At 66.5% G+C, this 15,339-nt stretch carries 13 protein-coding genes; 6 read left to right on the top strand and 7 right to left on the bottom strand.

What is annotated here, in order from left to right:
- Window positions 1–48: 48 nt before the first annotated feature.
- Window positions 49–1,029, bottom strand: coding sequence for a MerR family transcriptional regulator (locus tag KW836_RS02185; protein WP_218342331.1), 981 nt, complete (start codon window positions 1,027–1,029; stop codon window positions 49–51).
- 172 nt (window positions 1,030–1,201) lie between these two features.
- Between KW836_RS02185 and KW836_RS02180 the strand changes: the two genes are divergently transcribed.
- On the top strand, window positions 1,202–1,657 hold the full coding sequence (locus KW836_RS02180) for a fasciclin domain-containing protein (protein WP_218342330.1): 456 nt from the start codon (window positions 1,202–1,204) through the stop codon (window positions 1,655–1,657).
- Window positions 1,658–1,852: 195 nt separating this feature from the next.
- Here the strand turns inward: KW836_RS02180 and KW836_RS02175 are convergent, their stop codons facing one another.
- On the bottom strand, window positions 1,853–2,665 hold the full coding sequence (locus tag KW836_RS02175; RefSeq protein WP_218342329.1) for a hypothetical protein: 813 nt from the start codon (window positions 2,663–2,665) through the stop codon (window positions 1,853–1,855).
- A 220-nt stretch (window positions 2,666–2,885) separates the two neighbouring features.
- Between KW836_RS02175 and KW836_RS02170 the strand changes: the two genes are divergently transcribed.
- The gene (locus KW836_RS02170; protein WP_218342328.1) at window positions 2,886–3,923 is read left to right on the top strand and encodes an alpha/beta fold hydrolase; all 1,038 of its coding nucleotides are present in this window, start codon (window positions 2,886–2,888) and stop codon (window positions 3,921–3,923) included.
- A 46-nt stretch (window positions 3,924–3,969) separates the two neighbouring features.
- Here the strand turns inward: KW836_RS02170 and KW836_RS02165 are convergent, their stop codons facing one another.
- Window positions 3,970–4,767 carry an alpha/beta fold hydrolase gene (locus tag KW836_RS02165; protein ID WP_218342327.1) on the bottom strand — a complete coding sequence of 266 codons (798 nt, stop codon included), beginning with the start codon at window positions 4,765–4,767 and terminating at the stop codon, window positions 3,970–3,972.
- Between the two features lie 772 nt (window positions 4,768–5,539).
- Between KW836_RS02165 and KW836_RS02160 the strand changes: the two genes are divergently transcribed.
- Window positions 5,540–6,019, top strand: coding sequence for a DUF2501 domain-containing protein (locus tag KW836_RS02160; RefSeq protein ID WP_255595072.1), 480 nt, complete (start codon window positions 5,540–5,542; stop codon window positions 6,017–6,019).
- Window positions 6,020–6,060: 41 nt separating this feature from the next.
- Here KW836_RS02160 and nhaR read toward each other — a convergent pair whose 3' ends face one another.
- Entirely contained in the window at window positions 6,061–6,969 is a 909-nt protein-coding gene (gene nhaR, locus KW836_RS02155; protein ID WP_218342326.1) for a transcriptional activator NhaR, read from the bottom strand.
- Window positions 6,970–7,117: 148 nt separating this feature from the next.
- Between nhaR and KW836_RS02150 the strand changes: the two genes are divergently transcribed.
- The 3 genes from KW836_RS02150 to KW836_RS02140 all read left to right on the top strand — a co-directional run bounded on the left by KW836_RS02150 (window position 7,118) and on the right by KW836_RS02140 (window position 9,436).
- Window positions 7,118–8,110, top strand: coding sequence for a TerC family protein (locus KW836_RS02150; RefSeq protein WP_218342325.1), 993 nt, complete (start codon window positions 7,118–7,120; stop codon window positions 8,108–8,110).
- Between the two features lie 14 nt (window positions 8,111–8,124).
- Entirely contained in the window at window positions 8,125–8,544 is a 420-nt protein-coding gene (locus tag KW836_RS02145; RefSeq protein WP_175123803.1) for a universal stress protein, read from the top strand.
- A gap of 115 nt (window positions 8,545–8,659) precedes the next feature.
- Window positions 8,660–9,436 carry a fused MFS/spermidine synthase gene (locus KW836_RS02140; protein ID WP_175185614.1) on the top strand — a complete coding sequence of 259 codons (777 nt, stop codon included), beginning with the start codon at window positions 8,660–8,662 and terminating at the stop codon, window positions 9,434–9,436.
- 13 nt (window positions 9,437–9,449) lie between these two features.
- Here KW836_RS02140 and KW836_RS02135 read toward each other — a convergent pair whose 3' ends face one another.
- From KW836_RS02135 to KW836_RS02125, 3 genes are read right to left on the bottom strand one after another with little or no spacing between them, the layout of a single operon-like run.
- On the bottom strand, window positions 9,450–10,775 hold the full coding sequence (locus tag KW836_RS02135) for a hypothetical protein (protein ID WP_218342324.1): 1,326 nt from the start codon (window positions 10,773–10,775) through the stop codon (window positions 9,450–9,452).
- Between the two features lie 33 nt (window positions 10,776–10,808).
- Window positions 10,809–12,473: a CHAT domain-containing protein gene (locus tag KW836_RS02130; protein WP_218342323.1), complete on the bottom strand. Its 1,665-nt coding sequence runs from the start codon at window positions 12,471–12,473 to the stop codon at window positions 10,809–10,811.
- Between the two features lie 26 nt (window positions 12,474–12,499).
- Window positions 12,500–15,319 carry a PAS domain-containing protein gene (locus KW836_RS02125; protein ID WP_218342322.1) on the bottom strand — a complete coding sequence of 940 codons (2,820 nt, stop codon included), beginning with the start codon at window positions 15,317–15,319 and terminating at the stop codon, window positions 12,500–12,502.
- Window positions 15,320–15,339 lie beyond the last annotated feature (20 nt).

Genomic DNA, 15,339 nt, shown 5'->3' with positions numbered 1-15,339 from the left:
TCCTTTGCATGCGCGACGCGCTGAGGGCAGGGTCTTACGGCCCTGCCCTCAGCGCGTTTTCTTTTGGACTTCCGACTTCGGCATTCCGGCCGGCAACGGCAGCCCTTCGGCTCTGGCTAGGCGTTCCATCGCAACTTCCAGGATGGCGCGTGCCTGCCCGGCTGCGCGTCCGAGTTCGCTGTGCAGTTGCGCGTCGTCTTCGTTGCGGGACGCGCACTGGACGCTATAGCGTTCAAAGCTGCCCACCATCAGCAACAGGTCGGCCAGGTGCTTCGGGCATTCGCAGGCAAGGCCGCTACCGGACGCCATGATGGTCAGGAGCGCATGCTCGTCAAAGCGCAGCTCCAGCGTCGGATGCTGCGGCGCGGTCGGCAGCCGCTCGCCCGCCAGCGCGGACCGGCACAACTGCAGCAGCTCGCCGGTGTCGGCGGGAACGCGGGCGGCCAGGCAGCCGTGCGCGCGCAACGCGCGGATGGTCGCGCTGGCGCAGAACCGGTACAGCACCACGACGGCCGCTTGGCCGCATGCTTGCGCAGCGGCCACGATCAGCGGCAAGGCGCTTTCGTGCAACTCGGACTGTTCGATCACCAGAACCTCGACGCGGGTGTCCTGCGGCGTGAGCGCGACCTGTTCAAGGTGGGGCCAGCTATGTTGGACGATCACGTCCAGACCGTCGCGTCCGCTGCCGGCAATGCGCCGCGCCAGGTTGGCGCCGACCACGCCCAGCCTCAACGGCCCGTGCGCCTTGGGCTGGTGCGCGGCGGCGCCCGCCAGTTCCTGCAACTGATCCACGGACATGGGTGCAAGCACGCCGATGGCGTGACCTTGATCGACCAGCTGCTTGAGCAGGCTGAGCCGCCGGACCTGCTCGGCGGAATAGAGCCGCTGGCCACGCGCCGAGCGTTCCGCGCCCGACAGGTTGTAGCGGCGTTCCCAGACGCGCAGGGTTTCGGGCGACAGTCCCGCCAGCCGCGCCGCCACGCCGCTGCGGTAGGTGACGCGGCCGTCATCCGGTTGCTTGGATTCCATGGTTTTAGTTGACCCGATATTGAACCGATAAGTTTGAATAATAGCGGTTCAAAACATGGACGAGAAGCCGTCCGACGCGTAAATTTTCTCCTCAAGCGGTTCACTTTCGATCTCAACGCCGCTTTGCGCAAACCCCGCTTTTCGCGGATGTTAACGGGACAAGGAGTCAATCATGAAACGTCTTCTGGCAGGTATTTCGCTCACCCTGGCGCTGGGCACGGCGCAGGCCGCCGACATCGTCGACACCGCCAAATCCGCGGGGTCGTTCAACACCCTGGTGACCGCCGTGCAGGCCGCCGGCTTGGTGGACACGCTGAAGGGACCGGGTCCGTTCACCGTGTTTGCGCCGACCGATGAGGCTTTCGCCAAGGTGCCGAAGGACAACCTCGACGCGCTGTTGAAGGACAAGGCGGCGCTGACCAAGGTCCTGACCTATCACGTCGTGCCGGGCAAGGTCATGGCCAAGGACGTGAAGGCAGGCCAGGTGAAGACCGTTCAAGGCAGCCCGCTGACGGTGACGGTCAATGGCGGGACGGTCATGGTGGATAACGCGAAGGTCGTGAAGACGGACGTGGTGGCGGATAACGGCGTCATCCACGTCATCGACACCGTGCTGATGCCGAAGTAATTGGGCTGCAACGAAAGGGCTGCAATGCGCGGCCTGCAATGCGCAGGCTGCAACGATGTCGGCCTTGGTAGGCCACCGTGACGGTGCGTGGCCTACCTTTTTTGCTTTAGTCCGTATGCCGGTCCAGCGACATCGTCAGCCGGATATTGGGGCGTATCAGACGACAGCGTGGATCGCGCTGCAAGCGCTAACGGTTCAGGCCGGCGGGTACGGGCGGACGGTTCCATCCGCCTCGCGCTTGCGATGCGCGAAGTTCAGCGTCACCATCAGCCCCGCCACCATCGAAAACAAATGCTTGAGGGTGTGGCCGCTGAGGAACGCGAAGGCATCAAAAATCTGATGATCGAGCAGCTCGGCAGCCTTGGCCAGCACGTAGAACCCGATCGCCGCGCCAAAGTACAGCCGTTCCCGCATGGGTGTGCCGTTGCGCCATTGCAGCAGCGGCACCAGCACCAGCGGCATGAACTGCACGAAAAGGTACGGACGCAGATCGCCCGTCGACGTGTGATCGGTGTACCACCACCACGCCACGCTGCCCACCGCCAGCGTGGTCCACAGCACATCGACCCAGCGGCCGTCGCCCACGGTTTCGCGCCACACGGCGGACAGGATGCCGGCGCACAGCAGCGCAATGGGCAGGCGGTCCCAGATCAGGCGCGCATTGTCCGGCACCAGGTGATACCACCCCGACCCGAAGGCGGTCAGCAAAAGCGCAACGAAGAACACCGTATAGCCAGGCCGGATCGCGTCCAGCGCAGGGTGCCGGCGCGAGTGCAGCACCAGCGCCAGGCCATACCACCCGACCACCGCAAAGCCCAGGTTGGACAGCACATCGCCCGCGTTGGGAATGCCCATCCACGAGCGCTTGTCCGCAAAGTCGTGATAGTGCTCAAGCTGCGGAATCGGCCCGTAGAGCGCCAGGCCCAGCGCCACCAGGATCACCACCGTCCACGGCAGCACGCGGCGCGAGCGGGGGGAGGACATCGTTGCGGCAGATCGAGTGCTCATGCGGATTCATCCCCGGCAGGCGGGTGTGCCGGCTAGCAGTGATAGTAAAGGTGCCGCCCGGCCGCCTCCAGCCCTTCCAGGGCCCGTCCTTCAGCTTTTTTATGTCCTTGTGTATCCGCCCGCGCGGCGCGTACATGCCGACACCCAACGTCCGGCGGCCTGCGCCACAGTGACGTCCAGCAGTCATGTCCCCTTCAACACGACTTTCTGGAGCATCACCATGTCGGAACCGGTAAACGTCCAGCGGCGCCGCCTGCTGGGTACCACTTCTTCGCTGGCGGGCGCCAGCCTGCTGGGCCTCGCGCTCGGCGGCAACGCGATCGCCAAGTCCGTGGCGCAGGCCCCCCAAGGCCTCGTCCCCACGTTCAACAACATCCGGCAGATCCGCGCCGGCACGCTCGACGTGGGCTACGTGGACGCCGGCCCCGCCGACGGCCCCGTCGCCATCCTGCTGCACGGCTGGCCCTATGACATCCACAGCTTCATCGACGTCGTGCCGCGCCTGACCGCCGCCGGTTACCGCGTCATCGTGCCCCATCTGCGCGGCTACGGCACCACCCGGATCGTGTCGCCCGACACCCCGCGCAACGGCGAACAGGCCGTCGTGGCCGTCGACATAATTGCGCTGATGGACGCCCTCAAGATCCGCAAGGCCGTCGTCGCCGGCTTCGACTGGGGCGCGCGCACCGCCTGCATCATGGCCGCGCTGTGGCCCGAGCGCTGCGAAGCGCTGGTGTCCGTCAGCGGCTACCTCATCGGCAGCCAGGAAGGCAACCGCAAACCGCTGCCGCCGCAGGCCGAACTGCAATGGTGGTACCAGTTCTACTTCGCCACCGAGCGCGGCGCCGCCGGCTACGCTGCCAACGTCGACAGCTTCAACAAGCTGATCTGGCAACTGGCCTCGCCCCAATGGCGCTTTGACGACGCAACGTTTGCGCGATCCGCACGCGCCTTCAACAACCCCGACCACGTCGAGATCGTCGTGCACAACTACCGCTGGCGGCTGGGGCTGGCGCAGGGCGAAGCGCAGTACGACGCGCTCGAGACGCGCCTCGCGCAACTGCCCAAGATCGGCATTCCGTCCATCACCATGGAAGGCGACGCCAACGGCGCCCCGCATCCGCCACCCGCTGCCTACGCCGGCCAGTTCACCGGCAAATACCAGCACATCGACGTCGGCACCGGCATCGGCCACAACCTGCCGCAAGAGGCGCCCAAAGCGTTTGCCGACGCCGTGCTCCGCGTCACGCGCCTGTAGCGCAGAAACGCGTCACACCGCATCACACCGCGACACCACGCGCCGCTCAACCGGCGCGCGGCAGCCAGTCCGACACCGTCGCAAGCACCTGCTCGGGCATCTCCCGGTGCGGCACATGGCCGCAGTTCTCGAAGATAACCGGCCGCGCGCCCGCCAATCGCGCAATGCGCTCGGCGTGCACCGTGGACCCGTATTCATCGTTGTCGCCATGCAGCGCCAGCGCCGGACACTTCACCTGCGCCAACTGCGGATCCAGCGTCCAGTCCGCGAAGTCCGGCGACAGCCACGTGTCGATCCACGCGCTCAGCACCCAGGCCGCCTTCTCGCCGTGATACTTCTTCAGGCGGTCCAGCTGTCCCGGCTGCGCGAAAGACTCCCGCGCCTGGCGGATCCCTTCCAATGTGCGTTCCTCGGCATAAACCTGCGCCGACTCGGTAATCAGCGCGCGGCAAGACTGCGGATAAGCCGCAGCGCTGGCAATCGCCATCCCCCCACCCACGCTGTGCCCGAACGCAGCGAACTCTTCCAGTTCAAGCGCCTCGCGCACGGCGCGAAATCCCTCGATAGCCTCGCGCACCACAAAGTCCACGCCCAGCGTGCCCTTGTACGGATCGGACCGGCCGAACCCCAGCCGGTCGTAGGCAATGACCTCGCGGCCCGTTGCGCCCGCCAACCGCTCCGGAAAGTCGCGCCACAACTCCACGCATCCAAGAGAGTCGTGCATCAGCACGATCGGCACGCCGTTGTCGGGAGACGAACCGGACGCAGCGGGCGTCCAGCGCCGCACGAAAAGCTGGCCGCCGGCGGCGGGGACGAAGACATCTTGGGGTTCGACGGAAGACATCAAGGATTCTCACGAAGTAGATGGCACGGGACACGTCAAGAATGCGGCGGCGCTACGCCAGCCGCCTCCCGGGGACAGTGCGAAATAGTAGCGTAGGCGCAGGCCACCGCTTCATCGCAGCCTGCACTGAACCTCATCAGCGGACTGAAGACATCCGCGCCGACGGCCAACAGCACACCGAAGCACAACACTCGAAAGCGCACCACCCCGCCAGCGCGCAGCGCACACCGCCACGACGCCCCACGAACCCGATGCCGGGTTGCCGCCGTCCGGGCGGCAGCAACCCGGCGGCCCCGCAGATTTCCTGCCCTGAACACAGGTCTTGTAGCGCCCATACCAAAGACCCTGGCAGCACGGCGTCGTGGTCACCGGGGAGGCGAGCGCCGTCGATGCGCCCGAGGGAATCGGAAGGCAGTCGCCGGAGGCGACAACGACGATGACGACGGGGGAGTCCGGAGCGAAGGCTCCGGACCGCAATCGTGGGCGATCGCCTCCCCGGTGACCGCGGCGTCGGGCGACCTACGAAGATCCACGTGGCAGCAAGATCACCAACCGCGAAGCCCTCACACGCCCGTCGCCCGCCCGACGTTCAACACCCTCACCCATCACACCGGTATCAAAGCCGTGACGTTAAGAATGCAATTGCTACGGCCTCACGGCGTACGGTGGCCGCAAGCACAACATTTGTCGCATTACACCCGCCGCCCGCACGCCGATCCGCGCCAGCGCGCCGCTACGATGGCCGCACTCACCACCGCACCAGGAGCCAGTCATGAAGATCCCTTTCCGCCACCTAGCCGTCGCCGCAGCCCTCATCGCGGCGCAGTGCTACGCAGGCGCCGCCAGCGCCCAGTGGCTCGATGCCGTAAAGGGACAGATGGAGAGCCAAGGCAGCTCAACCCAAAGCGGTACAACCCAAGGCGGCATCCTGCAAGGCCTAGGCAACAGCCTGCCGCTCTCTTCGCTCACCCCCGCCTCAGCCGGCAACGCAGCCGGCGTGCTCGAGTTCTGCATGAAAAACAACTACCTGGCCGGCGGCGATGCCCAGGCCCTGAAAGACAAACTGATGGGCAAGATCGGCGGCGGCTCAACGCAGAAAGCCAAATCGGATTCCGGATACCTAGCCGGCCTGCAAGGCCTCCTAAACGGCAGCGACGGCAAATCGGTAGACCTGAGCGGCGGCGGACTGAAAGAGGAACTCACCCGCAAGGCATGCGATCAGGTCCTCAAACACGCGAAGTCGTTCCTGTAATCAGGCGCACACAGCGGTGCGCCAGCCTTCGCGCGCCGCCGTCACGTCACCGTCCCAAAAATATCCTCCCGCGCCGCACGGCTCAACGCCACCACCGCCGGATGCTCCAACCGCTGGTCGGTCGTGATCGCGTAGAACTGCTCCTTCACGTCCGCCGCGTGCCCGATCACACGCACCCGATACTGCTTGCATAGATAGGCCGCCGTCGCCGTCGGCGCCACAAACAGCCCCGTTCCCGTCTGCCCGAAAGAATTCATCAGCGCACTATCGTCGAATTCACCCACGATGCGCGGCCGGATGTCATGCTCATCGAACCATTGCAACAGCCGCGGCCGGATCGCGGCGTCTTCGCCCGGCAAGAGGAACGGCGCCTGGTCCAGCAGCGCCGGAAACGTCCCCGTCAGACTGTCCAGCAATGGCGGCGATCCAAAGAACGTCAGCCCGCATTCCCCCAGCAGATGGCTGAACCCCCGCACATTCAGATTGTTCGGCATCGGCCGATCCGCGATCACCATATCGAAGCGATGCACCGCCAGATCCGCCAGCAAATAGGGCAACCGTCCTTCGCGGCAGATCAGCCGCACGTCCTGGTCCAGATGCAATGCCGGTTCGATCATCCGGTACACCATCGCCTTGGGCATCCCCTCAGCCACTCCCACCTTGAATTCCAGCGCACGCCGCGCCGGACGCTCGCGCAGGTCGTCCAGCAGTTCGTCGCCCATCGTGAAAATGCGATCCGCATACAGCAGCGCATGGCGGCCGACATCGGTCAGTTCCAGACCGCGCCCCGCGCGACGGAACAGTTCCGTGCCGAGTGTGGATTCCAGCTCCTGGATCTGGCCGCTGATCGATTGCGGCGTGCGCTGAAGCTGCTGTGCCGCGCGGGCGATGCTGCCCGCCTTCGCGACCGTCCAGAAATAGCGCAGATGCTTGTAGTTGAGAGTGACCATGGCTGATCAATCCAAAAAATCTGACTATCGGGTCATCATAATGCGGATTGTTGGAGGAATCGCCCCGCACTAGACTGGCCTCGTGCGATTGCAGTACCTGTTTTCCCATTGCGTGGCGCACGCGGCGCGATGGAAGGAGGCGCCTCTCATGAACCGGGTCGAAACTTTTGCCACGCTGCCGATGTGGGCGGGGTTCGTGGGATTCGTGCTGATCGTGCTGGCGCTGGACCTCTATGCGTTCGGGGGTCGTCGCGCCCACCGCGTGTCCTCGCGCGAGGCGCTCTGCTGGGTGGGCGCGTGGATGACGCTTGCCACGCTGTTCGGGGGCCTGATGTGGTGGTATCTGGACGCCACCCTGGGCCGGGCGGTCGCACATCAGAAGGCGCTGGAGTTCTACACCGGTTACCTCATCGAACTGTCCCTGTCCGTGGACAACATGTTCGTGTTCTCGCTGATCTTCACGTACTTCGCCGTGCCACTGGAACTGCAGCGGCGCGTGCTGCTGTACGGCGTGCTGGGCGCCATCGTCATGCGGATCAGCATGATCCTGGCCGGCGTGTGGCTGCTGTCCCAGTTCGTGTGGCTGTTCTATGTGCTGGGCGCCTTCCTGATCTTCACGGGCTTGAAGATGCTGTTCACCGCCGGCCGACAGCAGGACATAGCCCGCAATCCGCTGGTGCGCTTTCTGCGATCCACCATGCGGATCACCAAGGACTATCACGGCCAGTCGTTCTTCGTACGCATCGACGGGTTGCGCTACGCGACGCCGATGTTCGTGGTGCTGATTGTCATCGAAGCGACGGACGTGGTTTTTGCCGTGGACAGCATCCCCGCCATCTTTGCCGTGACGACCGATCCGTTCATCGTCTTCACATCCAACATTTTTGCCATCATGGGCCTGCGGGCGCTGTATTTCCTGCTGGCGGACATGGTGGCGCGGTTTCACTATCTCAAGTACGGCCTGGCATCGGTGCTGGTCATCATTGGCGGCAAGATGCTTGCCGAACAATGGGTCCACGTGCCGGTGCACTGGTCGCTTGGGGTGGTGGGCGTGATCCTGCTGGCGTCGGTGGGCGCAAGCTGGGTGATGCCCGGAAGGGGCGCGCACAAGCCCGCGCGCAACGAAGCCAGGAAGTCATGAACCGGAGGTCTGCCATGAACACGATCATTCTTGCCACCGACGGCTCGCTGCACAGCGATGCGGCGGCCCGATTTCTGGTGGAAAGTCCCTTGCTGAACCGCGATTTCGTCGTGCACGTGGTGCACTGCGAGCCCGATGTGGCCGGTGACGTGAAGTCCTTCATCGGCAAGGCGGACATCGACGCCTGGCACCACGAGGAAAGCGGCAAGGCGATGCAATCCGTGGTCGGCATCCTGACCGCCGCCAACGTCGGCCACGAATGCCACGAGCTTGTCGGCTTCACGCCGGAGAAAATTGTCGAGTATGCAAAGCAGATCGATGCCGGGGCGATCGTGATCGGCTCGCATCATCACAGCCCGCTGATCAACGCCATCCGCGGCTCGGTCAGCGGGCGGATCCTGGCGCACTCGCCCTGTCCGGTGATGCTGGTCTGAGGCGGCGGTACGGCGCAGAGCGCCGGTCCGTTTTGACACGCCGATCCCGCGGCGCGGGCCGCGGGGGCGTGGCAGTGGTATCTTCTGCGAATCTTTCGCTTTGCACCCTGCGCCCATGTCCGACGTACCCGTTCCCGCCGATTCGCCCGTTTCCGACGGGCCGGCTGCACCCCACCGGCCCTTCATCCAGAATGCCGGCACCCGGCGCACCCTGCATTTCACGCAGCAGGAGATCCAGAGCAGCATGTCGCTGCTGAATCCGGATGCGCTCGAAATCGAATACACGCGGATGATGATGGGCTTCGTGCTGTTCAAGCCAGAGCCGGCGGACATCCTGATGGTGGGACTGGGGGGCGGATCGCTGCCCAAGTTCTGCCACCGTTATCTGACGGGGGCGCGCGTCACGGTGGTGGAAATCGATCCCGCCGTCATCGCGCTGCGCGACGCCTTCATGGTGCCGCCGGACAGCGCGCGCTTTCAGGTCATCCAGGCCGATGCGGCGCAGCATCTTGCCGGGCTGACGGACGCCGCCGATGTGATCCTGCTGGACGGATTCGTGGCCGGCGGCATTCCGGATGCCCTGTGTTCCGCCGGCTTCTACGCCGACTGCCATCGGGCCCTGCGCGACGACGGCATCCTGGTGATCAACTTCCACGTCAACCACCCCATGCATCACGAATACCTGGACCGCGTGCGCGACGCGTTCGGCTCGTCGATGTTCGAGGTGGTCGACGACGACATGACCAACAGCATCGTGTTCGCCTGCAAGGGCAACCTGCTGGACAACCCGGCGGCCGCGCAACTCACGCGGCCAGCCACGATGCCCAAGGATGCCTGGCGCCAGCTCATGCCGACGATGCGCGTGATCGGGGCGACGCTGGAACTGCGCTGATTCTGGCGTTGCGCTAGGCCGTATCGCTCAGCATGATGGAAAGCAGCTCCCGGGTGGCGCGCGACAGGGCGCCGGGCGTCTGCGCGCCACCTTTCCCGCCGAGTGTTTTCGTCAGGTTCGACACCGTCTGCGCGACAGCGTCGTCGTCCAGCACCTTGGGTCCGGTTTCTTCTGTTGGGACGGACGGCGGCGTGATGTGTTTCTTGGCCGCCTTCAGCAGCTCCGCCACCGGATCGGCCTTGCCCCGCGCGTTGACGCGGTCGGTCATCGCGGTGGCCAGGCTTTTGCCGCCGCTGCGGGTACGCAGGCCGGACCGCTCGCTGGCGGCTTCCCACGCGCCGCGCTGCGCGGCGTAGGCCGTCAACAGCGCGAAGCGGTCCGCGTCGATGAGCAGCGGCGATTCCGCCACCGCGATCAACAGGGACTGGTACGCGGCGCTCGCGGCCGTGGCGTCGTTGCCGATCAGCGCCTTGGAAACGTCCTTCCACAGATGATGGAACGGCAGCGTGGTGGCCGCGGCGAACATGTCCGCGCCCAGCGTTGCGCGCTGCTCAAAGGCCAGGACCAGATAATCGACGTCGTTGACCGGCTCCGGTTTGCCTGCGCTGTTCTGGCGGTGCAGCACGCCATCGACGAGTTGCAGCCCCGACAGCTTGTCCTGCGAATCCGCGCCCGCCAGGACGCGGTAGCCGCTGCGCCGCAATGCGTCGCCATCGTAGACGCCAAAGCGCACGCTGACGCCGTCGGTGCCGAACAGTTTGGCAAGCGGCGTGAGCAGGCTTTCGCCTGTCTTGACGATCGCCCCGCCGACCGGGCCGCCTAGCATCGTGACCGCGGTGGACACGAAATCCAGGATGCCGCGCGACAGGCTGCTGTCGGCGAAACGGCACAGCGCCGCGTACATCTCCAGTCCATCGCTGGCGTACGGGACGTTGCGCGCGACATAGACATCCCGAAAGGCGACACGGCGCGCCCCGGCGTCGGGCGCCGCCGCGCCCAGCGCCTGCTGGATGAGGTCGTAGCCGACGATGTAGGGAATCTCGCGCCGGGTGCCCTCAGCGCCGTAGCGCAAGAAGAATGTGCACAGCGGCAGGAATTGGCTGAGATAGTTGCCCGCGTCGCACAGGCGCATTTCGACAAGCCGGACGCTGAAGTAGCACTGGCCGGGCACGAATGCGGCGCCGTCCATGCCCGCAGCCAGCGCGGGCGTGCCGCCGGGCGGCTCGATCTCCGCGTAGAAGTTGCGTCCCGCAGGCACGGTCGGCAGCAGCGCGCCCGCCCCGTCGCCGCCAGCCGCCTTGCCGCCGATGCCGCGCAGCATGCCAAATATTCCGTCCATGTCAGCTCCTTGTGCGGCGTGGCCGCCACGCGCTCAGTCGCGCACGATGGCCATTGCCGATGCCCACGTCGGCAGGTCGCCCGCGTCGCCCTGCGCGGCCTTGCACGCATAGCGGTAGGCCTCCGCCAGGTCCTTGGGCTGCGTGGCGTCCAGGTACACGTCGTAAAAGCGCTGGATGTAGCGGGCGCAGGATTCTTCCTCGACCTGCCAGCGAAAGGCCAGCACGCCGGCCGCGCCCGCGCGCATGACCTCCAGCGCGGTGCGCACCGACGCGCCGCTGCACGAAGACAGCACCAGCAGCTTGCACTTGCCCGCCTCCATCCACTGCCCGATCAGCCGGATCGACAATTGCCAGGCCTCGCCGTCCTCGCCGGGCAGCACCAGCATCGTGCTTTCGCCTTCGGACACCGAATGGCCGGCAAAGTGGAAGATGTCGTAGTTGCCCGTCCGCAGACGTTCTTCGATGCGGCGTTGCAGGTCCGCGCCCACGAGCCCCGCTTCATCGGCGGCACGCACGTGGTCGATGATCAGGTGCCCCGGCGCGCGCGCGGCCAGTTCCGCAAGGTGCTCGCGCTCCTTGGCCACGGATTGCAGCGGCCCGAACTCCATCGCCGGCAGCGCGGGCCCGCCGTCCTCGCGCCGGAAGGTGACGGTGCCGAAAACCGAACTGGCGTCCATGAACAGCATCCTCACTGGCTGGCCGGGCGTGCGCGCGTCCGGCTCCCAGCGCGGCGCGGGCGCCGTGCCGTCCAGATGCAGCCGCCGCGCCATCGGCAGTTCCAAACACAGGTAACGTCCGCTGTCGGCGCCGAACTCGCGGCCCATCTCGAATGGCAGGTTGAACAGGCGCGACACCTCCTGGCTCGCCAGGTTGAATTCAAAGCGCAGGTCCAGACCCGCGAAGGCCCCCGCGCCCGGCGACACTTCCTCGTCGCGCGCCCGCTGGATCAGCTTGGCGACCGGCGCGCCCAGGCTGTGGGTCACCATGGCGCTGAAGACATCCTCGCCCACGCCGCTCAGGTCTTTCAGCCATTGCGGCGCCTTGGTCTCGCCCAGATAGGGACTGAAGGTCTCGATACGGCCCACCAGCGCGGAGATGCGGTCGCGCTCCTTGTACGGCATGTCCTGCGACGAATACTCGTGGCGTCCCATCTGGATGCGGTAGGTGATCGAGTGCTCGCCCACGCGAATGATCAGCCGCCGCCGGCGTTTGGGCGCCAGCGGCGTCAGGCAGGTGAGCACGGTGGCGACTTCCGCGCCGCTGTTGACGCCGGCTTTCGCATCGTTGGTCCACATGAAAACCTGGGGACGTTCCAGCACATAGCGCTGCACCAGTTCGGGCGGGTCGACCGCCAGCACCAGCAGCGGGACCGACGAGCGCGCGGCGATCCATTCCAGCAGTTCCACGGCTGCCGCGCCGGGCTTGCCGCGTTTGCTGGCCGTGGAGCCGAGCCGGGCGTCGATGATGACGAGCCGGGGTTCGATGCGGGGCGTGGACATGTCCCATGATTCGAGCTGCGTCTTGGCGCTTTCCAGCGACGTGCGGCGGCGCAGCTCCGCGCCGACGAACGGCGCAATCGCGGGGTACTGCTGGACTAGGCGATGCAACTGGGCAAGGTTGTTGGCCCAGTCGTCCTCGTGCTCGTCGTTCATGCTGGCCAGCAGAATGAAATTCGGTCCGGCGGCGTCTTGTTCCATGATGGCGATTCCATGATCCCGATGGCCTAGCCGGCGCGCAGCGGCAGGATCAGCGTGAACGCGCGCCACGGCGGCGTGACGGACTCGTAGGCCTGCGGCGGCGCATCCGATAGCGGCGGGTCGGTGACAAGCGCGCCGCCGTGGTCGATCACCGTTTCCTGGATCTGCGTGATGGCGATGCTGGCGCCGTCGTGCGCCGCGCGTTCGGCGTTGAGCAGCGCGTCGTCGGGCACGGCGTGCACCGGCGGGTCGGACTCCCACACCTGCTCCTCGCTCAGGCCAAAGCGGATCTCGCAGCCGTCCGGCCCGGTGTCCAGGTCGATCGTGACGCGGGCGTCGTCCGCGTTGCGACAGCGCAGCAGGTAATCGATCATCGACCGGAAGGCCGCGGACAGCGCCTGCGCATCGCCCGACACGGTCGGACCGTCGCGCGAGGGCGAGTGGTTCGTGAACGCGATCCGGCGCTGATCGCGCGCGGGCAAGGCGGTCACCACCTCCTGCAGGCGCGCGCCCAGTTCCACGTCGCTATGCATGGCGCGCGTGCGCCGCCGCGATTCGCTGGCGCTGGCCAGCCGCTCGAACGTGATGTCGGCCTTGCCGATTTCGGCCACGATGCGTTGGCTCAGGTCCTGCGCCTGCGCCGCAACGACGTCCGCCGGCGCGCCCTGGCGGGCGTCGTCGTGCAGCAGCACGGTCTGCGACGTCAGGCTGCACGCCAGCGACAACGAGGTGCGTGTCTGCCGGGCCACTTCGGCCACGGTCTCGCGCAGATAACGCAGGTCGCGCGCCCAGCCCAGATCCGCGATGTCGGTGAAGAACCAGATCGACATGTCCAGACTGGGATCCAGGTCGGTCCGCGTGGCCAGCACGGAGCGCGGCTGCCCGGTACTGTCCAGCAGCTCGATACGCTCGCGCTTGACGGTAAAGGTGGAGGTCAACACGCCCAGCGTCGCTTCGTCGCCCGCGATGGCGTAATCGGTGATCGACGGCGATTCGGTCTGGCTGCGTCCGCGCCGCGGTTCCGCGCCCAGCATGTCGGTCGCCACGCGGTTCATCTCGATGACGGCGCCCTCGCGTCCCACAAACACCACGGCCTGCTCGGTTTCCGCCATGAGGCTTTGCTTGGTCTGGCTGAGCAGATGCTGGGCCAGGCCTTCTTCCAGCGACGCGATGATCTGCATCAGGTCGTCGATATCCGGGCCCTTGAACGCGTGCGACACCGAGGACTCCACGTCCAGCAGCCACCGTATCCGGCCGTTCAGATGGATGGGGACGGTCATGGCCGAGCGCAGCGGCCGCTTCGGGCCGCCATAGCCGTGCTGCGCGTAGATGGGGTTGCCGATGTCGTCCACCGCCAGCAGGCACCCCTGCGCCAGCGTCGCGCCCAGCATGCCCTTGTCGGTGGGTTGCTGATAACCGGGCGGCAGCGCATACGCGGGCGCCAGGCTGTGCTGCGTGACGACTTCGAACCGGTTGTCCTGGCGGTTGACGCGGTACAGCGCCACGTGGTCCCACGAGAAATGCTGCGCGAGCTGGACGATGATCTCGTCGGCCGCCTGGCGCAGCGAGGCGGCGGCCATCACCTTGCGCCGCAGGGAATCCGCGAACTCGGCGCGCTCGTCGTCGCGTTCCTTTTCAAAGCGCATCAGCACGGGTTCAAGGTCCAGCGTGCGCAGCATTTCCAGATGCCGCTCCCCATACGCGCCCGGCTGCCGCGAGCACAGGCTGAGCGCCGAGCTGTAGCCGTCCGCGCGCGTCACGGGCAGTGTGACCGAGGCCTCGATGCCCAGGTCCTGGTAGCAGCGCACGACCTCGTTGCCGGGCTCGGGCATGTTCTCCCGGACGAACGCGCCGATCTCGTCGACCCACGTTCGCCCGGAATCCAGGAACGCACGTATCGTGGGCGGCAGGTCCATCCAGCGCGCGGGCCACAGCTCCACGCCTTCCGGGCGCACGGCAATCGCGCGAAACAGTGACACGTCGTTGCCGTAGATGCCGAACACCGCGTGTTCGAACGGGATAAGACGCCGGATCTGCTCCAGGATGCGGTCCAGCTTGGCGCGCCAGCCGCCAATTGCCGGGTCCAGCGCGATGCGCCGGATCTCGTCGCGGGCGGATTCCAGCGTGCGCGACTGGATGACGGCAATCACGCCCAGCAACTGGCCGTTCGGCGCGGGATCGGGCGTCATGACCAGCTCGAACTGCCGGTCGGCGTCGTCCGGGACGGGAATGGCGATGGTCACGGCGACCATGGCATCGCCTTCCGTGTCCTCGATGCAGCGCAGGATGGCGCGCTGCACCGGTCCGCCGTCGGACGGCCGGAAATGCGCCGCCAGCCGGGTGCCGCACAGCGCGTCGCGCGGCAGGCCCAGCGTGCGCGCCGCTTCGGGGTTGGCAAAACGGATCACGCCTTGAATGTCCAGCCGGAACACCGCGTAGGGCGTGCGCTCGAACCGGTGGGCCTCGGCGTCGCGGAACGGCGAGCCGTCATTGACCAGCACGATGAGTTCGCCGCTGTCCAGCGTGCACAGCGGGATGAGCTGCGCGGGCACGCGCGCGCCGCCGGGGCGCCGATACACGACGTCGACGGCGCCGTCGCCCATGCGCAGCGGTTTGGCAAGGCCGTAGACCTGGCTGACGTGGCGGCCGACGAGCGCATCGCGCGCCAGCGGCAGGACGCTGCTGGCCGCCACGATCTCGCCGGTGGCGGCCAGCACGAGGCAAGGCACGCCGACCTGGGACAGCACGCGGGCAACCTCCGCGGGCTCGCCAAACAGGGAAAACTCGCGCAGCGCCGGGTCCCGGGGAAGCGCCGGGGCGTCGCGATAGGGTTCCATCTCTGTCATGACAAGACCTCTTCACCTGC

This window comes from Achromobacter sp. ACM05, assembly GCF_019218915.1.
Lineage (GTDB): Bacteria > Pseudomonadota > Gammaproteobacteria > Burkholderiales > Burkholderiaceae_B > Achromobacter > Achromobacter animicus.
This window is presented reverse-complemented; position numbering and strand designations above follow the sequence as displayed.